We start from the raw sequence: 20,766 nt of genomic DNA, 5'->3' as shown, positions 1-20,766 counted from the left end.
TGGTTTTGTTGTTGCCCATTCAACTCAACACGATCATCGGTAGGTGAACTAATCATTATTCATGCGGGCCATCAATTCAAAACAAAGTGCATCGATGTCCTTGTTAATGCCTGAGACATTTGACAAGATGATAACCGCTGTTTTATTGTCGGTGTTAACGGCTATTGCCGATGAATAACCTCCTGTTCCACCATTATGAAAAAATAGGTTTTTATTGTTATCCGCTGGTACGATATGCCATCCCAATCCAATCTGTAACCGGTCATTCACTTTTAAGGTGGGTTTCCTGGTCAGGGCCAGTATCCGGTCATCAGGGTTGAAATGCGCTTCTGCAAACTTTGCAAGATCGGCCGTGGTTGATAAGGCGCCGCCGGCACCTGCCAGTACGTCAAAGCTCCAATTAGAAACAGGTTCTCCACGTTGGTTTAGGCCGCCAACGAGTGGATTTTTTGTACCCTTAAATCTAAGGGATGAGCTGGCCATGTGATAGCGTTCGAAGACCTTCTTTTGCAATAGCGCTTCAAAGCTGGTATTCATCGAAAGTCCCAGGGTATAACCCAGCAATCCTGCTCCCAGGTTAGAGTAGGCGTAAGCCGGTTCTTTTTGCTTAATACTTAACAAGGTTTGAAGATAGGTTTCAAGCTGGCTCTTCCCATAGTCTGCATACGGATTTTGAGGATCCCCGGGATTCAGGTTTTCCGGAAGCCTTGGTAGCCCGGAACTGTGATTCGCTAAGCGTTCAAAGCTTATTTGCGTGCTGTCTTTAAAAGGAAATGAATAGAAGGGGTTGATGCAATCCGACTCCTTCACGTTACCACTTTCAATTAAAGACGCGAGAACGGTTGCCGTCAAAACCTTAGTGATCGAACCAATTTCAAATAAGCTGTTCTGATTGCTGGTTGTTTTCATCGTATCCCTTTCATTAAGGATGCCGTAAAAGTCTGTGCTGCCATTTTGAATGATCGCTATGGAAACCTGAGCTTTGTCAGGCAGATCTTTCAGGTTGGAGAAGATATGCTGCGCTACTTCGTGCGGTATGCCTGTCAACACATTGACCGGCTCTTTTCTTCTTTGGCCAGGTTCGATATAAGGTCTTATCAAAAGACCACTCATCTTATTCTGCGCATCAAGAGTAATAAGTATCGAGAAGATCGCTTTTTCAAAAGTCGCTTTGAAAGAAGCTTGTGCTTCTTCACTTAATTGGATCCACTCATAACTCTTTATTTTACCGGCCTGCAATTTCAGACCGGTAAAGAATGCCCTTGTTTTGTCAAGAGGCAAAGCCTGCTGCATTTCCCCCGAAAAACTGTTAAATATATCATCATACTTTTCTGTGTTGTAGCGGGATTGAAAACTGTCTATTGCAATTGTATAGTTTTCAGTTTGGGCAAATAGTACCTGTACCACAAAAGATGTAATCAGAAAAGAAGCTAATTTCTTCATTGATACTTTTATATCACGTTAACCAATATTTACGCTTCATTGTCGTTTTGACCGAGCTTTTTTTCTTCAAGTCAAGCGAGTGGAGGCATCTCTTCTATAACATAGAGTTTCCTCGACTTCGTTTTACTTCGCCCGGTAGGAAGAGTATCTGCGGTTACAAGTATTCAGCAACTGACAGACAACACTCCACCATCCATCAATTTGTCAACCTTTCAACCTTTTTCCTTGTGACCTTGTTAATTCGACCTCACCTGTCCCAGCTTTTTCCCCTCGATGCCCATGCTTTTGGCAAAGTTCAACAGGTTGCCCAGGAAGCCTTTGTCCGCGCCGGATGCGCCGTATTGCATGCGCGCAATCAGGGCGGAGATGGACAGGTTTTTTATATCCTCGCTGCTGATCGCATATTTTTCAGCCATGTTGCGGATCTTCATTACCACGTCCTCTGCGCCGTTGCCATCGCCCAGCAGGTTATCCGACAACTGCGAAAGATGATAAGAGTTGTCGATCAGCTTGTCAAGCCCTTTACCATTGGAGATCTGGCGTACCACGTTATCGAAGAAGGTGTTTTCTCCGCCAACGATATCGATCTTCGCGTTTTTAAACGCTTCACCCAATACAGACGCCTGCGCTTCGGCAATATCTTTTTGAATATGGATGCCCGCCAGTTCCACTTCTTTTTCTTTTTGCAAAGTGAGACGGAACTCTTCGTGATCTTTGCCGGCATCATTCAGTTTTTTAATAGCCTGAGACTTTTCTTCAATACCTTTTGCCTCAGCCACTATCTTTTCTCTGATCACTTCGGCTTCTGCCAGACCTTCTTTACGTTTTGCTTCCGCTTTCGCTTCGATGCCCGCGGCTTCGGCAATAGCGGTCTTGGCGATCACTTCTGCATCAACCAGGCCTTGTCTTTCCATCGCCTCTGCTTTTGCATGCATCACTTGTGCTTCTGACAGACCAACAGTGGCTTCTTCTTTTGCTTTCGCGTCGGCTATTGTTTTTCTGGCTTCTGCTTCCTTACCTGCAGCCTCTTTACGGGCGTTGGCTTCTATCAACACTTTCTGAGCTTCGTGGGTCGCGGCTTTTTCCAGAGATTCTGCCTTCTTCACTTCTTCGATCAGTTTAGCTTCCGCGTCCTGGCTGGCCTTGATGATCGCAGCCTCTTTCAAACGATTCGCTTCTTTCAGCACCTGTACGTCTTTGATTTTCTCCTGTTCTTCCACTACGGTTTTCTCAAGTGCAACGCGTTCGCGGATGGCATCCTGGATGTTTTTCTTTTCGATTTCAACGGCCTTGTCTTTTTCAATACCGGCTAAAGCAACTACACGCTCGCGCTCGGTCAGTTCGAGGTACTTGTCTTTCAGCACGCGCTCTGTTTCTACGGCTTCGGCGCGCTCTTTGTTTTTAGCGGCAATAATCACCTGGCGCAGCTTGTTCTCTTCCTGGATCTGTAACTGTTCTTCGGTTTGTATGCGGATGCGTTCTGCCTTCAGCCGCTCCAGTTCTTTTACGGAATCGATCTCAGCTTGCTCGCGGGCTTTAATGTTTTCAATTTCCCGGCGTTGTGTTTCTTCTTTTTCTTTTAACTGACGCTCCAGTTCCAGGATCGCTTCGCGGGCTTCCACGTCCTGCTTCTTGATCGTACGTTCTTCGTCTCTCCGGATCAGGTTAGACTTGATGTTTTGCACCGCTGTTAGTTCGGTGATCTTCTTGATCCCTTCTGCATCCAGGATATTCTCCCTGTCCAGCAGCTCCACCCTGGTTTGTTCCAGGTAATCGATGGCGCAGTCGTCCAGCACATAACCGTTGAGGTCTGTACCGATGATGTTGATGATCTCTTCACGAAATTCGCGGCGTGCTTCATACAGTTCGATGAAGTCGAATTTTTTACCCACTGTTTTCAGGGCTTCAGAGAATTTGGATTCAAACAGGTCGGTGAGTGTTTCGTGCGACGAAGCGCGGTCGGTACCAATGGTTTGTGCGACGTTGATAATATCATCGACCGATTTGTTCACGCGTACAAAGAAGGCAACTTTGATATCTGCACGCATATTGTCTTTGCAGATCAGGCCTTCTTTGCCCATGCGCTCAATGTCGAGCTTCTTTACAGAAATATCCATGATCTCCTGTTTGTGGAGAATGGGAATAACCAGGCCGGCGTTGAAGAATACTTTGACGCCACCCTGACCGGTACGGATCAGCACTTTACCCTGACTGATCTTTTTATACATAGAGATCAGCCAGAAGATAAGACCAATGATGACGAGCACCAGGAAAGCAGCAGTAATGTAAAATGAGTAGTTCATAAAATGGATAGTTTGGAAATTATAGTGTGTAGGATTGAACAAAATAAAATTTCTCATCAGGCGACGCTTCCAGCACAATCACCTGCTGGCCGGACTGGTAGGTTTCCTCGGTCATGGACCGGGCGTAGACGCGGATGACATCGCCCGCATGTTTGATTTCGATCTGCCCGATCTGATCAGGTCTTACACGCGCGACCACGGTGCCTACCTTGCCGATGAAGTCGATGCTTTCTTCACCTTTGTGATTGAACATGCGGTATAATTTCAGGAACGGCATCGCGATCAGTTTGGTCAGCAGCAGTGCGACAATAAATGCAGGCAGGTAAAGAACAAAGCCAATCCATCGGTCTTCCCATCCCAGCAAAGGTGTGATATTCACGAGGATCAGCCACATGAATATGCTCACCAGCGAAAGGATAAATAAGATAGGCAGCTCACCGATATAAAAGAATTTGAGTATGCTATCCCAGGCGCCGTCCCCACTGTGTTGCGTGTCCGGATGATGCGTGTCGCCGTCTACATCTACATCCGCATCGGCCACTTCTATATCCAGGCCGGTAAAGATGGTGATGACCCAGTAGATGGCAAACAAGATGGCCAGCAATGTGGGCACAAAGTTCACTTTAGAAAAGGCAACGTGAATAAACTCCTGCATATTCGTAATGATTAAGACGGGTTAGCGGTGTTGTTATTGGCTTGATCCGGTCCGGTGCTGATACCCAATTGATTTTTTAATTGAGCCAGCTCGTCTTCCACCGAAATATCTTCAATGATCTTGTTTACTTTTTCGTCATGGCTTTCTTCTTTTTGATTCATGGCGCCGTAAGCGCTCGCCAGCGCTTCTTCATCCAGCACTTTATCCTTCATACGCTCCAGCATGTTAGCAACACTGTTAGAATCCATCTTCATCAGTTGTTTGTTGATCTTTTGCGTGGCATTGCTGACCTTTACGCGGGCCCGTAAGGTTTTAAGCTCGCTTTCCCATTGCGCAATACTGGCTTTGATCTTTATCACATTTGCTTCCAGGCCGTTGACTTGCTGGCTCAGCGATGCCACTTCCTGTTCAGCGTTAGCGATCTTTTTCGTAATATCTGATTTTTTTCTGAGATTTTCTTTTACCAGCTGATCAGCCTCGTCATTTTGAATCACGCCTTCCTGTGCTTTTTTGAGCAACAGCACAGATTTGTTGTGAACGCTGCCCTGGTCTTCGCGGTATTGCTTCAGCTCATTTCCGCGGCGGATGTGCATCGCTTTCACTTCTGCCAATGCCCGGTTAGCCTGGTCCAGTTCGGTGTGCAGGTCCCTGATTCCCTGCTCAATCATTTTGATGGGGTCTTCCAGCTTGTCAATGGCTGAATGCGTTTCGGCCTGGCCGATTTTAAAGAGTCTTTTAAAAATATTCATTGCATTTGAATTTAGTTGTTAAGAAATGGATGATTGCAGCTTCATTTGACGACTGTATCCTAAAGCAGGCAGCGCGTCTTTAGCTTTATAGCATAGCACTTGTTGCAGACCTCATTTGCTGAATCTCAAAACTTCGTTGGAGTATTCGGAAAGTAAGAGTGACAACGAGTTGATCGTGGTTTCGAGTTCTCTTTTGTCGAGCGACTCTACCTGCAGCGTATTTCTGAAGATCACTTTAGTGCCGGTTTCATCCAGGACAAAAGCTCCGTGGACGATGTCCCGGTTTTTAATCAGTAATTCGCGATAGACAGCGTCGTCTTTACAGTCAAATAAATACTGCTCCACAATCAGGATGGGATTTGCGACACCCAGTACCATATTGTGAATGCCGTTTTCCTGCTTGTCTATGACCATGATCCCGTCTGCCTCATTTTCATATAGAATTTCGTAGTCAAGCTCTGTAACGTAGTTCTTTACCTTACCGAACCATTTTTCCATAGTTTGTTTGTTTAAGTAGTTAATGTTAAACCAAAGATACAATAAAAAATGAATTATGCAAATATTATTAGCACAAATATTAGCATATTGTTATTCTAATTTGCTTTTTTGTTATATATATTTGCAGTAAAAGGAGCAAGTATGTCCTATTTTGGCAGTAATATCAAAAAGATCAGAAGCCTTAAGAACTATACCCAGCAACACCTTGCGGAGATATTGGGGCTGACAAGAGCAGCGGTTAGCTCTTATGAAGAAGGAAGGGCGGAGCCAAAGATCGAAACCCTTTCCAGGGCTTCACAGATCTTCGAGATTAGCATGGACGATCTGATCGGTAAAAAGCTCACTGTTAACGATTTGACTAATTTTAAACTCCCGTCCATTGAAAAGACCTCGTTGCCGGATTCTGGTGTTCCCGCTTCACTGTTTCCCGTAAATGCAAAGTGGATTAGCATACGGGGTGCTATTACAGTTGACGAGTTGACCAACAATAATCCAATAATATTAGCAAAGCAAGATGAGCTCCGCGAGGAGCTGCCGCAGGTGATTGTTACGCCCGAAGCCATGTATGTGGCGCGCCGGAAAAAAGTAGAAAAAGATGTGATCGTCATAGGGAATCACAAGATTCCGCTGGCAAAGCTCTCCGGTATATTCACTGTCCTGGGCTATTACCAGCCGATTGAAAGAGCGGCTACAGATATTCACACAGAGATCGAGGACATTAAACGCAGACTCAGAGACCTGGAGGAAAGGGTGTCTTAGGCCCGGTCCTGAAAGTAAAGTTATTTTTTGCTGCCACCCATATATTTTGTTCTTTTGTTACCTTGTTTAAATAATTCTATTGGAAATGATAAAAATAGGAGGTAGTAAGCTGTCCTTGAAGGATTTTGAAGAAATCCTTTTATATAAAAAGCCGATAACCATTGACGATGCAGCCAGGGAGCGTGTTGAGGCCTCGTTCAATTTTTTACAGCAGTTTTCGAACCATAAACTGATCTACGGCATTAACACCGGCTTCGGGCCGATGGCTCAATACAAGATCAGTGATGAGAATATTCTTCAGCTGCAATACAATCTTATCAGAAGCCACAGCAGCGGCGGTGGCACCGTACTCAATCCGCTATTGGGCCGGGCTGTGATGATCGCGCGATTAAACAATCATTTACAGGGATACTCAGGGGTGCATATGGAGCTCGTCGGGCTTCTGACCGCTATGATCAATGCCGACCTCGTGCCTTGCATTTACGAGCACGGCGGGGTAGGCGCCAGTGGCGACCTGGTACAATTGGCCCACCTGGCACTGGGTATCATAGGGGAAGGGGAAGTGTGGTACCAGGGGCAGCTGATGCCGGCGGCCCAGGGTTTTGAACTGGCCGGGCTGAAGCCGTTGCAGGTGCATATCCGCGAAGGGCTTTCTCTGATCAATGGCACTTCGGCTATGACAGGGGTCGGCCTGCTGAATATTATCCGCGCCCACAAATTGCTCGATTGGTCCATCATGCTTTCTGCCATCACCAACGAGTTAATGGAAGTGTATGATGATCATTTCTCTCACGAACTGAATATCGTTAAGCATCATAAAGGACAAAATCATATCGCGGAAGCCTTCAGGAATATCCTGCAGGACAGCCAGATGATCCGCAGCCGCTCTGAATATTTATACAATCCTGAAAATATTCAGCACGATGTGTTTGAAGATAAAGTGCAGGAATACTATTCACTGCGATGCGTGACCCAGGTGTTAGGCCCGGTATACGACGCGCTGATGCATGCGGAAGAGACGGTGGTGAATGAACTGAATTCAGTAAATGATAACCCGGTGGTGGATGTGGCCAATCAGAACATCTTCCATGGCGGAAATTTTCACGGAGATTATGTCTCCTTTGAAATGGATAAGATCAAGATTGCCGTTACCAAGCTGAGCATGCTGAGCGAGCGCCAGTTAAATTATTTTTTGAACAGCCGGTTGAATCAGAAGTTTCCGCCATTTGTAAATCTCGGCGTTTTGGGACTGAATTTTGGTATGCAGGGTATTCAGTTTACTGCCACCTCTACAACGGCTGAAAATCAAACATTGTCATTCCCGATGTATGTGCACAGTATCCCGAACAATAACGACAATCAGGATATCGTGAGCATGGGCTTCAACGCGGCGCAATTGACGAAAAAGGTGATCGATAATAGTTATGAAATCATTTCCATCCAAGCCATGACCCTTTTACAGGCGGTGGATTACCTCGATTGCCAGGAAAAAATGTCTGCTAAGACAAAAGCTATTTACAGTGCGTTGCGAAATATTTTTCCAAAGTTTGTAGAAGATGGTCCGTTGTATAAAAGCCTGGCTAAGGTGAGAACCTGGCTGGAAGCGAATGCGCCGGATACAGTGGTTGGTTAAATGATATTACCGGCTGAAGACTTGATAGTGTCGGTATTGTCGGCCCGGAAGACCCGTTCGGACGGGCGTCGCACTCTTGTGCTGCAGAATATAAATCATCCTTTATATACGATGTTTGGTTGACGAGGTGCGTTGCCCAGATGAGAAATCAGACATCCCAAATCAGAAATCAAAAATGAACTGTGCTTTAGTAACAGGCGGCTCCCGGGGAATAGGAAGAGCCATTTGCATCAAGCTTGCTTCGATGGGTTATTATGTATTGATCAATTACAAAGGCAATCAGCAGAAAGCCGCGGAAACGTTGGCTGAGGTGAAAGCAGCGGGTAGTGATGGAGCGTTGTTGCAGTTTGACGTAGCCAATCGCGACGAGGTACAAACCGTACTGAACGGCTGGATAGAAGCCAATTCCGATAAAATAATTGAAGTTTTGGTCAACAACGCCGGCATCAAGGACGATGTATTGCTGATGTGGATGAAAGACGAGCAATGGGATAACGTGCTGGACACCAGTCTGGGTGGGTTTTTCAATGTGACCAGGATCATCGTCAATAGTATGTTGCGCCAGCGTTATGGAAGGATTGTGAATGTGGTGTCGCTGAGCGGTTTAAAGGGGCTGGCTGGTCAGACCAATTACTCAGCTGCTAAGGGCGGGGTCATTGCCGCCACCAAGGCGCTCGCACAGGAAGCAGGCAAGCGGAATGTTACGGTAAATGCGGTCGCGCCGGGCTTTATTAAAACCGACATGACCGTTGATGTGGACGAAGCACAGATGAAACAACTGATTCCGGCCAATCGTTTTGGTACTCCCGAAGAAGTAGCCCATGCCGTCGGCTTTTTTGTAACGAAAGAAGCTGCTTATATCACGGGCCAGGTGCTTTCTGTAAACGGCGGATTGTATACTTAAGGGAAACTATCATCTGCATCCCTAGGTGTCAAAACTATTATCGAATGTTACAACAGGAACCACTCGCTACTAAAGCGCCAGAAGCTGCTGGGCCGACCCTTCCCGGGGTATTTTTGTAACCGGCTCTCTCCTGCTGAACAGCGAGCCTCGCTTGACACCATGCCACTCGCTTCTCCCTGTTTTCCACGCTTTAACCTTTACCACTTCATCAGGGCGCTCGCCCAGGTAAACCCACTTCCAAAAGCCGACAGGCAAACCAGGTCGCCTTCTTGAACCTTCCCCGCTTCCCAGGCTTCGCACAATGCTAACGGCACCGACGCCGCTGTGGTGTTCCCATACTTTTGAATATTATTGAATACCTGGTCATCCCTGAGCCTGAGTTGCTGCTGGATAAATTGTGCAATGCGAAGGTTTGCCTGATGAGGCACCAACAGTTTCAGGTCCTCCGGTGTGTAGCCATTTTGATGTAGCGCTTCATAAATGACCTCGGGCATTTTCACCACCGCTCTCTTAAACACCGCTTGTCCGTCCATATAAGGGAAGACATCTTCTTTGTCTAACAGTTGCTGCGTGATGAACAAGTTGCCGTAAGGCGCGTCAGGAACAGGTGGTTTCCAGGCATGATTATGAACGCCTGCATGAAAACCGGGGTTAGGCATACTCAAAATTTCAGCCTCCGCACCGTCGCTGTGCAGATGCGTACTCAGGATGCCACGATCCTTATCGGGCGAGGGTTGGAGGATCACCGCTCCGGCGCCGTCGCCAAAGATGACAGAAACATTACGTCCGCGGGTACTAAAATCCAGTGCGTAGGAGTGGATCTCTGCACCGATCACCAAGATGTTTTTGTACATCCCCGTTTTGATAAACTGATCGCCAATGCTCAGTGCATACACGAAGCCGCTGCATTGATTTCGGACGTCGAGTGCGCCCACTTCTTTCAATCCCAGCATGCGTTGTACTAACACCCCGCAACCCGGAAAAAAATAATCAGGACTCAACGTGGCAAAAATCAGGAAATCGATGTCAGACGCGGTTACGCCCGCCCGTTCCATAGCCACTCTGGCGGCTTTGGCGCCTAGTGTAGCCGTTGTTTCTTCAAAGCGTGCGGCATACCGGCGCTCTTGTATGCCGGTGCGCTCCTGTATCCAGCTGTCGCTGGTATCCATCACTTTTGTGAGGTCTTCATTAGTTACTACCTGCTCCGGAACATATTTTCCTATGCCGGCTATAATCGTCGAATTCATACTAATGGTCGTTATTCAGGCAAGATAACAAAATACATCAAGTAGCGAAGCGGGTGAACGAAATAATTTGACGCATTGATGATCTGTAAAAATGAAAAACCTGCGAACTTTAAAAGATGCGCAGGTCCGTAAAATAGATAGTTTTTTTTATGGGCTTTTATAAGGCCCAGGCTTTATCTCCTTTTTGATAAGGATAGGCGCCATCATACCGGCCGGGCGTTTCAACATAACGCAAGGCTTTCGTCATACCTTCTTTGGAAGAAAAATATCCCCACAATGTCAGTTGTCTCATCATGCTGAAATAGTGAGGTGGAAATTGTTTCTTTAGATAAGCGGCGCCAAAATTTTGCCTGGCTGCTTCTGCTTTTACCCAATCTTCCTGTTGTTGATCAAAAGCTTCTTTTTGCTTTTTATAAGCGTCAGTTTTTACATAGTCTTTGGCTTCCTGGTACAAGTCGGTTAAAAATGCAGCTTTTTCCGTGTCAGACAAGCTGATAAAGTCCGTTTTGTATTTTTCCTGGCAGGATGTCTTCAGCTTCTTAATCCCTTCTAAAAAAACTTTTTGTTCTTCCTCATTATAACAGTCTGTGACAATGGTGCCCATAAAAGCTCCGGCCAAAGCGACTTTTCCCCCACCTGAGTCGGGTGTAGCGGGGATGATCGTTTCCGCAACTTCGTTTAGCAGGCTAATGTCTTCCGCTGAAAATAAGTTATTGTCAACGGTTGCGTTTTTGCAGCCGGACAAAAAGATTTCGGCGCCAACGATGCTTCCTCCAAGTAAAACAGATACCCGCATTAAAGCTTCTCTTCTATTCATAATATTATTTTGAAGTGACAGATGAACAACATATGCTGAATATAGCCATCGGGAAATGTCAATTTCCCCGGGAACTATATTCTAAAACGGCGAATTGTTTAAAGATTGTTTTTCTTTAACTCACTTACTGCGTGATCAACCGCGCGAGCCGTAAAAGCCATATAGGTCAGTGATGGATTAACACAGCCGGCGGAAGTCATAAAGGAGCCATCAGTGACAAAGACATTGGGCGCATCCCACACCTGGTTCCATTTGTTCAGCACGGATGTTTTTGGATCGGAACCCATGCGCGCTGTTCCCATTTCATGGATGCCCTGGCCCATAATGGCCGTGTTGTCGAAGCCGTATACGCCCTTTACGCCTGACCTTTCGAGCATTTCTTTTCCATCTTCTATTATTTCTTTGCGCATCTTCAGCTCATTCTCTTTTAGCTCCGCATCGACGGCCAGAATATTTAGTCCCCATTTGTCCTGCCTGCTTTTATCCAGGGTTATTTTGTTTTCAAAATAAGGCAGCACTTCACCAAAACCTCCCAGCCACCAATGCCAGTTTCCTGGTTCTGAAAGCGCTACTTTCAGATCTACACCGAGAGCGATCTCTTCAGCAGCTTTTGTTCCCCTTGATCTGCCGGCACCGCCCTGGTAACCAAATCCCCTGAGATAGTCTCTTTTTTCGCTATTTAAATTCCTGTAGCGCGGAATGTAAATGCCATTGGGCCTCCGTCCATACACATATTTATCTTCATAACCCTCCATGTGGCCGCCGGCTCCCGAGCCTAAATGATGGTCCATCAGGTAATGGCCGAGCGCACCACTGCTGCTGCCCAGCCCATCGGGCCATATATCGGTAGCAGAGTTGAGCAGTACCCAGGTACTATTTAATGTCGACGCGTTGAGAAAGACAATTTTTGATTTGTATTGATAAGTTTTTTTAGTCTCCGCATCCAGCACTTCTACGCCTGTCGCTCGTTTTGTGTCTTTATCATATAAAATCTTTGTTACAATGCTCATCGGCCGCAGCGTTAAATTGCCGGTTTTAGTGGCGGCGGGAAGGGTGGATGCCTGCGTACTGAAATACCCTCCGTAGGGACACCCCAGATGGCATTTATTTCTGTATTGACATTGCGTCCGCCCTGGCAGGTTCTGCGTAAGATGCGCACACCGGCCGATGATCATGCGGCGGGTGTCGTTATACTCTTTTTTGATACGGGCGGCCACATCTTTTTCTACAATGTTCATTTCCATCGGTGGCAGAAACTGGCCATCCGGAAGCTGGGGTAGATGTTCGATGCTGCCGCTCACTCCAATAAACTTTTCAACGTAATCATACCATGGCGCGATTTCTTTGTATCGAACCGGCCAGTCAATGCCGATTCCGTCTTTCGCATTTGCTTCAAAGTCAAGATCGCTCCAACGGTAGGTTTGTTTACCCCACAACAAGGAACGGCCTCCTACAATATAGCCGCGAAACCAGTTGAACTGCTTTATCTCGGTATAGGGTGCCTCAACGTCGTTGGCCCACCAATCCAGGTTTGTTTCACTGGGTCCAAAGCCTCTGATGCGGTTGGTATAGGCTTCGTTTTGCGCTAACGTGAGGCTGCCACGGTGAGGAAATTCCCAGGGTCCCTTCGCCGTGTTGCCATAGTCCTTAATATGTTCCACGTTTTTGCCGCGCTCAAGCATCAATGTTTTCAGGCCTTTTTCGCAGAGTTCTTTTGCGGCCCATCCTCCGCTGATGCCCGAGCCGATCACAATGGCGTCGTATGTAGTATCTGACATTCAGTTCAATCGTTTAAAGTATTTAAAGCAAATAGCGGTGTGTCATAGGTTCGCAGATGATATTCGAATAGACTCCAAATATAATTTTTTTTATTTTAAATTGTAATCGATTTCATTTTTTTATTTACTTAGAATAGCTGAACCGATAGGAGGCTGTCTGTCAAAGCTCCAAACAATTCGTTGTCTTAGCTGTTGTAATACCGCATACGCAGTTTCCTATGGCTTTGACTTTATCTGAACCGAAAATCCGATCGTTTAAAAACGTAAAACCATTACCTGAAAAAAATAAAAAGGTTGCCACCTGGCTGGCCTTTCTGCTGATCCCGCTTTCCGGTCTGATCACAGACATTTATATCCCATCCATGCCTCATATGGCGCTGGACCTGGGGCAGCCCGAGCATAATATTCAGTTGACACTTACCTTGTTCCTGGTGAGTTACGGCGCTTCCCAGTTTATCACGGGCAGCCTGATCGACAGCTTTGGCCGTTTCAGGCTCACGCTGTTTTCGCTCTCGGTTTTTATTGTCAGCAACCTGGTAATCGTATCCACGCGACAGATTGAGATGATCTATGCGATGCGGATCGTGCAGGGGATTACCACCGGGTTTATTGTAGTGTCCAAGCGGGCTTTTTTTGTCGATGTTTACGAAGGCGAAAAGCGAAAGCATTACTTGAGCATCATGTCCATTGTCTGGTCTTCGGCGCCGGTGATCGCTCCTTTTATCGGTGGCTACCTCGAAAAGTTTTTTAACTGGCAGGCCAACTTTTACCTGTTAGCAATTTACGGTCTGGTGATGCTGGTACTGGAATGGATCTTTTCGGGCGAGACGGTTCAATCCTGGCGGACATTCAGGTGGAAGCAGGTGTTGAAAGATTATCGTCTGATGCTGCGAGACAAAACTTTCGCCTGGGGTATTGTGATCTGCGGTTTGTCTTATGGCGCGACCATGATCTTCAGTTTATCCGGAGCGTTTATTATTGAACACCAGCTTCATTATTCCGCGGTTGTTGCGGGGTATGCTGCGTTGCTAATGGGACTGGCCTGGATGGCCGGTGGCTTTATCGGCAAGGCCATGATCCGGAAGCCTTTTCTGCCGAAGTTAAGATGGAGCAACGCCTTTCAGCTATTATTCGTGATCGCCATGATCCTGACGGCGGCATGGTGGTATAATCTTTATACGCTGCTCTTGTTCGCCTTCCTGATCCATATCTGTGTAGGATTCATGTTCAATAATTATTTTGCCTATTGCCTTGGGCACTTCCCCGCCATGGCAGGCCTGGCCAGCGGACTTACGGGCGGAGGTGTATATATCGTTACGTCTTTCACCAGCTACAGTGTGGTAGGACTGCTACAGCCGCAGGATCAATCACAGATGGGATATGGCTATCTGGTGATGGCCGTGTTATCCTTTGCCATCCTGAACTTATTGCTGAAGAAGGTTCGCAAAAACAGTTAACCCGGTAACAGGAGCTCGTATTGCTGTCCCGCTCTCACCGGGAGGGACGTGCCGCGCAACCAGGGATTCAATGTCTTCAATACTTTATAGGTCGTTCCGTTGTTCCGCGCATAAGTGACGAGATTGGGAATGGTTTGGGTGATAGTGACAGTCCTGGTAGGCAGGTCAGTATAGCGATAACTCTTGCTGATATCATACCCCATTTCTTCCGCATGATTCATCAGGTGCTTAAAGGTCAGGATCCTGAAAATATACCGGTTGGTTTCTTCGGGAAGTACCAGGTCATAGTAATTTTTACTGCCTTGTTGCGTGACCCTTTGATTATAACCTCCCATGCCGCAGTTGTACGATGCTGCTGCGGCAGTCCAGCTTCCAAAGCGGTTATATGCCTGCTTCAGGTATTGACAAGCGGCCTGCGTGGATTGTTCTACATGGTACCGCTCATCTACAGATCCTGACACTTCCAATCCATAGCCTGGCGCGGTGCCTGCCATAAACTGCCAGAATCCGGTGGCGCCCACTTTCGAGATCAGGTTTTGTAAATTGCTTTCTGCTACACACAGGTATTTAAAGTCTTCCGGTACATTATTAGCTTTCAATACCCGCTCGATCTGCGGGAAATAGCGTTCTGCCAGCTTTATAATGTACACGACATTTTGGGGTTGAAAGTAATTATAAGTCAGTTCCCGGTCCAGCTGTTCTTTGATCTCCCATCGCTCCAGCGGCACGCGTTCGCCGGCAAAGCTCATTGAGTCGGGCAGCTGCGGCGCCTGGTAAAGACCCGGGACGGGTATTTTTTCTACGGCTGCCTGATTTTTAAAACCAAACAAGGTCATGGCGGTGAAGCAGATACCTACACCTGCAAAGAATAGTAAACCGGCGAATGCAAACTTTTTCATGAGTGATGTTTAATTAAAGAACCCGTTAGTCACAGCAACCGGCTGTGGGACAGGGAGTCCTCTGAATATAAACCATTCCCCAAAGAATGTGCCTCAGTTATGTGTTTGCGCTTACAGCGCGTTCGGCCTGACGGATATGACGTTCATTGTGATAAATGACGACGCGCAAAGTGTCGCCCAGCTTTAATTTGATCAGCTTCGAGATGCTGATGGCTGTTTTATTTTTGTTGAGGTCAACCTGGTTACATTGATCCAACAGATCCAGCAGTGTGTGTAGTTGCTGCTCAAATTCCTCCATCACCCGGCGGTCGACACCGCTATTCAGCGGGTTCATCACAGCAAATGTTTTCATTTTATTCAGCCGTTCTTTCGGCCACATGCTTTTTGCAAAATAATTTCCCAGCCAGCCGGATTTGAAAACAGGTGCAGGCGTGGCAGGGGTGGAGCGGATCTGCTTTTGGATTTCAGGCAGGTAAAAACGGCCATACCGGTTCAGGTGCTCCACACACTCAAGAGCGTTCCAGGCATCCGGTTTTGTTTTCTGCATCAAATGCTGATCAGGCGCGGCTTTCAGCCTGTCGATAAACGCCAGGTGCTTTTGGGTAAGATGAGTGAGTTCTTTCAGGAGTAAGTCAGACTGTATTTTCATCAAGCAAAGATCAATAGCGTAACATTTGAAAACATTGACGAATCTCAAGGTTTTTTCAATCTGGATAAGGTTTCGGCACTCATCCGCAGGTAGGCGGCTATATATTTATTCGGCACCTCCTGGAACAGGCGCGGACTCCGTTTCAATACGCGTTCATAACGCTCCAGTGGCGATTGGATCAGCAGGTCTTTTTCCCGCTCGATTTGTTGCAGGACCAGGTTTTCTAGCATGCCCGACCAGATCTGCTGTCCCTGCTCGTGCTGACTAATCAATTGAGTCAAAGCTGTTTTAGAAGCGATCCGCACCCGGGTCTTTTTGATCGCCTGGATAAAAAAGTCGGAAGGTTGCCCGGTGAGGTAGGAGTCCAGCGCCACTATGATGTTTCCGGCGTAGCCAAATCTTATGATGCGCTCTTCATCTCCGTCCAGGATAAAGGCATACACGGTCCCCTGTTCGATAAAGTAAATATGCGTATCAATGGAGCCTGCTTTTGTTAAGAAGTCGCCCCGGTTGAGAAGGACCGTTCTTTCAAACAAATTATGGGCTTCAAAAAAAGACGGAAGTGCAGCGGGATTCATAATCAAAAATAGGAGGGGTTGAAATATTTTAGCTAATTTCACCTGCCAAAACACTAAATATATGAATGAAAATGTAATGGTTGTTTCCGAGGCTAACGATGTAGAACGGGCGATTTTTTATAAAAAGACTTACCTGCATGTAGCCATCGCGATCTTATCTTTCATGGTAGTAGAAGGGTTTCTATTGCGCATGGTTCCCCAGGAATTTATCCTGCAGATGATGTCGGGTAAGTTTATCTGGTTGTTTATTATCGGCTTATTCTGGCTGGGCAGCATGCTGGCCGACCGGCTGGCTTTTTCTCCCACCAGGAATATGCAATATGCCGGGTTGGCATTATATGTCTTGATTGAAGCGATCATCTTCCTCCCTATTTTATACATCGCTTTGGTAATGAGCGACGGCGCAGCGGTGGTACAGCAGGCTGCGGTGATCACGTTATTTATGTTTGGCGGGTTGACCGCTGTCGTGTTTTTGACGAAGAAAGATTTTTCTTTTTTAAGGACAGCTATTGTGGTGGGTGGCTTTGTAGCGTTGGGGCTGATCGTGGCGGGAGCTATTTTTGGTTTCAACCTCGGGCTGTGGTTTTCGGTAGGCATGGTGGTGCTGGCTTCAGCAAGTATTTTATACCAGACCAGCCAGATCAAAGACAGGTACCATACAGGGCAGTATGTGGGCGCTGCCTTACAGTTGTTCGCATCTATTATGTTATTATTCTGGTATATCCTTCGGATCCTTATGTCAAGGAGAGATTGATAGCACTATCACAACATTGAGATCCCACAGCCTGCGCTGTGGGTTTTTCTTTTTAAGGATAAGAAAGCGTAGTTGTCAATATCGCTGAATTGTACGATATTTGGTTTTATCGTTTATTTAAACGATATTTTGATATATCGCTCATTTAAGTGATATTTGTCTTTATCACCTCATCAAACGATATACTATGATAGCCGTTCTTACCGGTGACATTATTCAGTCAAGAAAAATCAGCAACGCTGCTGCCTGGCTGGCTCCATTCAAAAAGTTGCTGAGCCAATGGGGAACTACTCCCGGCGCCTGGGAGATCTATCGCGGCGACAGCTTTCAGTTGAAAGTGGCAGATGCGGAGGCTGCGCTTTGGCACGCCATGACCATTAAGGCCCTGATCAAATCGCTTGTTGTGAAGGAGAAGGCCGCAGGATCGCGTGTAAAATTAGATGTGCGCATAGCAATAGGCATCGGGGAAGACGGCTTTAAAGCCAGGCACATTACCGAAAGCAACGGCGATGCCTTTATCCGGTCCGGCGATCAATTTGAAAAGCTCCCATCCGAAAAAGTCAATTTATCTGTACAATCGCCCTGGCCCGATTGGGATGAGGATATGAACCTGAAAATCAAGCTCGGGCTGATCACTATGGATAACTGGAGCAGTAATTCCGCCGAACTGATGGCAATCGTGCTGCAACAACCTGAGTTGAAGCAGGTCGAAATAAGCCGTATCTTGGGGATTGAACAGCATTCGGTCAGCGGCCGGTTTAGCAGGGCTTATGCCAACGAGATGCTCGCCCTGGAACAAAATTTCAGAAAGCACCTTAAAAAACAATTATCATGATCCTGTTGGTCAAACTATTGCTGGCACATCTGATCGGAGATTTTGTACTTCAGCCCGCCGGCTGGGTCAGGGCAAAAGAGCAGCATAAAGCCGCTTCCTGGCAATTATATGTGCACGTCCTGGTTCATGGATTATGTAGTTTATTGCTATTATGGAACCTCGTCTATTGGCCGCTCATCTTCCTGATCATGGTAGCTCATATGCTGATAGACCTCCTAAAGCTCTACTTTCAAAAGTCCACCAATAAAGGACGATGGTTTCTGACAGACCAGCTATTGCATTTCGTCAGTATCGTTTTGCTGGCCTTTTTGTGGGAGCGCCCGGATACCGGATGGATCACCCGGATATTGCAATATCCCGCCACCTGGATCTATATAATGGCGGTCGTCTTTCTGGCGGCGGCTATGCCGGTCATCATGCGCATTGCGCTGATGAGATGGGCCGAAAATATCAACCTGCCGCAGGATAATTCCCTGATCAATGCCGGAAAATATATCGGCATCCTCGAGCGACTGATGGTTTTTCTTTTTGTATTGATCGGTCAATGGGGCGCCATCGGTTTCCTGATTACCGCCAAATCTGTTTTCCGGTTCAGTGACCTGAAAGAATCCAGAGACCGCAAATTGACGGAGTATATATTGATAGGAACGTTACTGAGCTTTGGCGTAGCCATTTTACTGGGCGTCATTGTGCAAGCCCTGACGGTTTGATGTTCAGAGACGGGGCATAACGATGCCGTCAGATTAACTGCATATTAATAAAATTATTGCTTTAGGATAAGCTGAAGAAAAAGCCGTACCTTTGCGCTCTTTTTAAAGAGTTTGGGTTGACAGGTTCCGGGTTTTAATGCAATCATACATGGTTAAGACCTTCAAAACAAAACCCTTGTAAACCTCTCAGCCTGTCAAACCGGCATTCAGCCGGGCAGGCTCATAAAACAAACATATCAATTTCATTCAAATGAATTTACGCAACATCGCCATTATAGCCCACGTAGACCACGGTAAGACAACGCTGGTAGACAAGATCTTACACGCTACCAAGGTTTTCCGTGAGAACCAGGAAACCGGCGATCTGATCATGGATAGCAACGACCTGGAGCGCGAACGCGGTATTACTATTTTCAGTAAAAACGCGGCGGTTACCTACAACGATGTAAAAATTAACGTGATCGATACCCCTGGTCACGCCGATTTTGGCGGAGAGGTAGAGCGCGTATTAAAAATGGCAGACGGGGTAATCCTCCTGGTGGATGCCTTTGAAGGCCCGATGCCTCAGACACGCTTTGTACTGCAAAAAGCATTAGCGTTAGGATTGAAACCCATCGTGGTGATCAATAAGGTGGACAAACCGAACTGCCGCCCCGATGAGGTGCACGATTCGGTATTCGACCTGTTTTTCCACCTGGATGCGACCGAAGAGCAGCTGGATTTCCCTACCTATTACGGATCGGGTAAAAATGGCTGGTTCAATGATTCTCTGACTGAAATCGACAATATCAACCCATTGCTGGACGGTATTCTGAAACATGTACCTCCGCCACATATCCACCACGGCACCCTGCAGATGCAGATCACTTCCCTGGACTATTCTTCTTTCCTCGGACGTATTGCGATCGGTAAAATAAGCCGCGGTTCGATTAAAGAGAACCAGCAAGTGGCTTTAGTGCAGGCTGATGGTACTATTAAAAAGACCCGTGTGAAAGAACTGTATGTGTTCGAAGGAATGGGTAAGAAAAAAGTTGCGGAAGTGCATGCGGGAGATCTTTGTGCGGTAGTAGGTATCGAAGACTTCAACATCGGAGATACAATCGCAGATGTTGAAAATCCGGAGGCATTGCCGATTATCAGCGTGGATGAGCCAACGATGAATATGATGTTTGGTATCAATAATTCCCCTTTCTATGGTAAAGACGGGAAATTTGTTACCAGCCGTCACCTGCGCGACAGGCTGATCAAGGAAACCGAGAAGAACCTGGCGTTGCGTGTAGAAGAAAGCGAAGGCGGAGAGAGCTTCCTGGTGTATGGTCGGGGTATCCTTCACCTGGGCGTATTGATCGAGACTATGCGCCGTGAAGGATATGAGTTGACCGTCGGACAGCCGCAGGTGTTAGTGAAAACGATTGATGGTAAAAAATACGAGCCATACGAGACTTTGGTGGTAGATGTGCCTGAAGAGTTTGCCAGCAAGGTGATTGACCTGGTGACCCGTCGTAAAGGCGAAATGCTGATCATGGAAACCAAAGGTGAAATGCAGCATCTTGAATTCGACATTCCTTCCCGTGGTTTGATCGGCTTGCGTACGCAAATGCTGACGGCAACCACCGGTGAAGCGGTGATGGCGCACCGTTTTAATGATTACCAACCCTGGAAAGGAGCGATTCCCGGAAGAAATAACGGCGTGTTGATCTCTAAGAATCAGGGTAAAACAACCGGGTACTCGATCGATAAATTACAGGATCGCGGAACCTTCTTTGTTGATCCGGGAGAAGAAGTATACACCGGACAGATCCTTGCAGAAAATATTAAACCCGGCGACCTGGTAGTAAATGCTACTGAGGAAAAGAAACTGACCAACCACCGGGCCAGCGGTAGCGATGATGCGACACGCATCGCGCCTAAAACGCTGATGACCCTGGAGGAGTGCATGGAATATATCCAGCATGACGAATGTATCGAGGTGACGCCCAATTTTATCCGTATGCGGAAAGTAATATTGGATGAAATCGAAAGGAACCGCCAGGCGAAGAAAATGGCCGCTGAAGCATAAATCATTTTATTTCAGGAAGTCCCGGACAATGTCCGGGAT

Annotated in this window: 19 protein-coding genes; 8 read left to right on the top strand and 11 right to left on the bottom strand. The window is 46.8% G+C overall.

Going from position 1 to position 20,766, the window contains the following annotated elements; genetic code table 11:
* Positions 1-48: 48 nt before the first annotated feature.
* From ACU37H_RS07615 to ACU37H_RS07595, 5 genes are all read right to left on the bottom strand, one after another.
* A complete protein-coding gene (locus tag ACU37H_RS07615; RefSeq protein WP_472702126.1) occupies positions 49-1,443 on the bottom strand; it encodes a serine hydrolase domain-containing protein in 1,395 nt (464 codons plus the stop codon).
* 236 nt (positions 1,444-1,679) lie between these two features.
* Positions 1,680-3,746 carry a hypothetical protein gene (locus ACU37H_RS07610; RefSeq protein ID WP_472702127.1) on the bottom strand — a complete coding sequence of 689 codons (2,067 nt, stop codon included), beginning with the start codon at positions 3,744-3,746 and terminating at the stop codon, positions 1,680-1,682.
* A 19-nt stretch (positions 3,747-3,765) separates the two neighbouring features.
* Positions 3,766-4,401: an NfeD family protein gene (locus tag ACU37H_RS07605; protein WP_472702128.1), complete on the bottom strand. Its 636-nt coding sequence runs from the start codon at positions 4,399-4,401 to the stop codon at positions 3,766-3,768.
* Between the two features lie 11 nt (positions 4,402-4,412).
* Positions 4,413-5,150, bottom strand: a complete 738-nt coding sequence (locus tag ACU37H_RS07600; protein ID WP_472702129.1) for a PspA/IM30 family protein — start codon at positions 5,148-5,150, stop codon at positions 4,413-4,415.
* Between the two features lie 111 nt (positions 5,151-5,261).
* Positions 5,262-5,648: a hypothetical protein gene (locus ACU37H_RS07595; RefSeq protein WP_472702130.1), complete on the bottom strand. Its 387-nt coding sequence runs from the start codon at positions 5,646-5,648 to the stop codon at positions 5,262-5,264.
* A 141-nt stretch (positions 5,649-5,789) separates the two neighbouring features.
* On the opposite strand from ACU37H_RS07595, the gene ACU37H_RS07590 reads away from it, so the two are divergent.
* The 3 genes from ACU37H_RS07590 to flxB all read left to right on the top strand — a co-directional run bounded on the left by ACU37H_RS07590 (position 5,790) and on the right by flxB (position 8,944).
* On the top strand, positions 5,790-6,407 hold the full coding sequence (locus ACU37H_RS07590; RefSeq protein WP_472702131.1) for a helix-turn-helix domain-containing protein: 618 nt from the start codon (positions 5,790-5,792) through the stop codon (positions 6,405-6,407).
* 85 nt (positions 6,408-6,492) lie between these two features.
* Entirely contained in the window at positions 6,493-8,040 is a 1,548-nt protein-coding gene (gene flxA / locus ACU37H_RS07585; protein ID WP_472702132.1) for a flexirubin biosynthesis tyrosine ammonia-lyase FlxA, read from the top strand.
* A gap of 175 nt (positions 8,041-8,215) precedes the next feature.
* Positions 8,216-8,944 carry a flexirubin biosynthesis SDR family reductase FlxB gene (gene flxB / locus ACU37H_RS07580; protein ID WP_472702133.1) on the top strand — a complete coding sequence of 243 codons (729 nt, stop codon included), beginning with the start codon at positions 8,216-8,218 and terminating at the stop codon, positions 8,942-8,944.
* A 197-nt stretch (positions 8,945-9,141) separates the two neighbouring features.
* On the opposite strand, the gene ACU37H_RS07575 is transcribed toward flxB, so the two are convergent.
* From ACU37H_RS07575 to ACU37H_RS07565, 3 genes are all read right to left on the bottom strand, one after another.
* A complete protein-coding gene (locus tag ACU37H_RS07575; protein ID WP_472702134.1) occupies positions 9,142-10,191 on the bottom strand; it encodes a 3-oxoacyl-ACP synthase III family protein in 1,050 nt (349 codons plus the stop codon).
* 157 nt (positions 10,192-10,348) lie between these two features.
* The gene (locus ACU37H_RS07570; RefSeq protein WP_472702135.1) at positions 10,349-11,008 is read right to left on the bottom strand and encodes a gluconate 2-dehydrogenase subunit 3 family protein; all 660 of its coding nucleotides are present in this window, start codon (positions 11,006-11,008) and stop codon (positions 10,349-10,351) included.
* A 98-nt stretch (positions 11,009-11,106) separates the two neighbouring features.
* Positions 11,107-12,786 carry a GMC oxidoreductase gene (locus ACU37H_RS07565; RefSeq protein WP_472702136.1) on the bottom strand — a complete coding sequence of 560 codons (1,680 nt, stop codon included), beginning with the start codon at positions 12,784-12,786 and terminating at the stop codon, positions 11,107-11,109.
* A gap of 218 nt (positions 12,787-13,004) precedes the next feature.
* Between ACU37H_RS07565 and ACU37H_RS07560 the strand changes: the two genes are divergently transcribed.
* Positions 13,005-14,243 carry a multidrug effflux MFS transporter gene (locus ACU37H_RS07560; RefSeq protein WP_472702137.1) on the top strand — a complete coding sequence of 413 codons (1,239 nt, stop codon included), beginning with the start codon at positions 13,005-13,007 and terminating at the stop codon, positions 14,241-14,243.
* Here ACU37H_RS07560 and ACU37H_RS07555 read toward each other — a convergent pair.
* The 3 genes from ACU37H_RS07555 to ACU37H_RS07545 form a co-directional block, all read right to left on the bottom strand.
* A complete protein-coding gene (locus ACU37H_RS07555) occupies positions 14,240-15,142 on the bottom strand; it encodes a lytic transglycosylase domain-containing protein (protein ID WP_472702138.1) in 903 nt (300 codons plus the stop codon). The two genes, ACU37H_RS07560 and ACU37H_RS07555, sit on opposite strands and share 4 nt — an antisense overlap.
* Before the next feature lie 97 nt (positions 15,143-15,239).
* Positions 15,240-15,791: a DinB family protein gene (locus ACU37H_RS07550; protein ID WP_472702139.1), complete on the bottom strand. Its 552-nt coding sequence runs from the start codon at positions 15,789-15,791 to the stop codon at positions 15,240-15,242.
* Between the two features lie 44 nt (positions 15,792-15,835).
* Positions 15,836-16,369: a Crp/Fnr family transcriptional regulator gene (locus ACU37H_RS07545; protein ID WP_472702140.1), complete on the bottom strand. Its 534-nt coding sequence runs from the start codon at positions 16,367-16,369 to the stop codon at positions 15,836-15,838.
* Positions 16,370-16,430: 61 nt separating this feature from the next.
* Between ACU37H_RS07545 and ACU37H_RS07540 the strand changes: the two genes are divergently transcribed.
* The 4 genes from ACU37H_RS07540 (at position 16,431) to typA (ending at position 20,727) form a co-directional block, all read left to right on the top strand.
* On the top strand, positions 16,431-17,123 hold the full coding sequence (locus ACU37H_RS07540; RefSeq protein WP_472702141.1) for a Bax inhibitor-1/YccA family protein: 693 nt from the start codon (positions 16,431-16,433) through the stop codon (positions 17,121-17,123).
* Between the two features lie 187 nt (positions 17,124-17,310).
* Positions 17,311-17,958: a hypothetical protein gene (locus ACU37H_RS07535; RefSeq protein WP_472702142.1), complete on the top strand. Its 648-nt coding sequence runs from the start codon at positions 17,311-17,313 to the stop codon at positions 17,956-17,958.
* A complete protein-coding gene (locus tag ACU37H_RS07530; protein WP_472702143.1) occupies positions 17,955-18,668 on the top strand; it encodes a DUF3307 domain-containing protein in 714 nt (237 codons plus the stop codon). Before ACU37H_RS07535 ends, ACU37H_RS07530 begins: the two co-directional genes overlap by 4 nt.
* A 250-nt stretch (positions 18,669-18,918) precedes the next feature.
* Positions 18,919-20,727 (top strand): translational GTPase TypA, encoded by a 1,809-nt coding sequence (gene typA / locus ACU37H_RS07525; protein ID WP_472702144.1) that lies wholly within the window; start codon positions 18,919-18,921, stop codon positions 20,725-20,727.
* Positions 20,728-20,766: the final 39 nt, after the last annotated feature.

This window comes from Niabella sp. ZPM-14 (genome assembly GCF_055693045.2).
This window is presented reverse-complemented; position numbering and strand designations above follow the sequence as displayed.

What these genes read in the sequence shown, in the direction of transcription:
- ACU37H_RS07615 (WP_472702126.1), bottom strand. Translation starts at nt 1,443, where the DNA reads ATGAAGAAATTAGCTTCTTTTCTGATTACATCTTTTGTGGTACAGGTA.
- ACU37H_RS07610 (WP_472702127.1), bottom strand. Translation starts at nt 3,746, where the DNA reads ATGAACTACTCATTTTACATTACTGCTGCTTTCCTGGTGCTCGTCATC.
- ACU37H_RS07605 (WP_472702128.1), bottom strand. Translation starts at nt 4,401, where the DNA reads ATGCAGGAGTTTATTCACGTTGCCTTTTCTAAAGTGAACTTTGTGCCC.
- ACU37H_RS07600 (WP_472702129.1), bottom strand. Translation starts at nt 5,150, where the DNA reads ATGAATATTTTTAAAAGACTCTTTAAAATCGGCCAGGCCGAAACGCAT.
- ACU37H_RS07595 (WP_472702130.1), bottom strand. Translation starts at nt 5,648, where the DNA reads ATGGAAAAATGGTTCGGTAAGGTAAAGAACTACGTTACAGAGCTTGAC.
- ACU37H_RS07590 (WP_472702131.1), top strand. Translation starts at nt 5,790, where the DNA reads ATGTCCTATTTTGGCAGTAATATCAAAAAGATCAGAAGCCTTAAGAAC.
- flxA (WP_472702132.1), top strand. Translation starts at nt 6,493, where the DNA reads ATGATAAAAATAGGAGGTAGTAAGCTGTCCTTGAAGGATTTTGAAGAA.
- flxB (WP_472702133.1), top strand. Translation starts at nt 8,216, where the DNA reads ATGAACTGTGCTTTAGTAACAGGCGGCTCCCGGGGAATAGGAAGAGCC.
- ACU37H_RS07575 (WP_472702134.1), bottom strand. Translation starts at nt 10,191, where the DNA reads ATGAATTCGACGATTATAGCCGGCATAGGAAAATATGTTCCGGAGCAG.
- ACU37H_RS07570 (WP_472702135.1), bottom strand. Translation starts at nt 11,008, where the DNA reads ATGAATAGAAGAGAAGCTTTAATGCGGGTATCTGTTTTACTTGGAGGA.
- ACU37H_RS07565 (WP_472702136.1), bottom strand. Translation starts at nt 12,786, where the DNA reads ATGTCAGATACTACATACGACGCCATTGTGATCGGCTCGGGCATCAGC.
- ACU37H_RS07560 (WP_472702137.1), top strand. Translation starts at nt 13,005, where the DNA reads ATGGCTTTGACTTTATCTGAACCGAAAATCCGATCGTTTAAAAACGTA.
- ACU37H_RS07555 (WP_472702138.1), bottom strand. Translation starts at nt 15,142, where the DNA reads ATGAAAAAGTTTGCATTCGCCGGTTTACTATTCTTTGCAGGTGTAGGT.
- ACU37H_RS07550 (WP_472702139.1), bottom strand. Translation starts at nt 15,791, where the DNA reads ATGAAAATACAGTCTGACTTACTCCTGAAAGAACTCACTCATCTTACC.
- ACU37H_RS07545 (WP_472702140.1), bottom strand. Translation starts at nt 16,369, where the DNA reads ATGAATCCCGCTGCACTTCCGTCTTTTTTTGAAGCCCATAATTTGTTT.
- ACU37H_RS07540 (WP_472702141.1), top strand. Translation starts at nt 16,431, where the DNA reads ATGAATGAAAATGTAATGGTTGTTTCCGAGGCTAACGATGTAGAACGG.
- ACU37H_RS07535 (WP_472702142.1), top strand. Translation starts at nt 17,311, where the DNA reads ATGATAGCCGTTCTTACCGGTGACATTATTCAGTCAAGAAAAATCAGC.
- ACU37H_RS07530 (WP_472702143.1), top strand. Translation starts at nt 17,955, where the DNA reads ATGATCCTGTTGGTCAAACTATTGCTGGCACATCTGATCGGAGATTTT.
- typA (WP_472702144.1), top strand. Translation starts at nt 18,919, where the DNA reads ATGAATTTACGCAACATCGCCATTATAGCCCACGTAGACCACGGTAAG.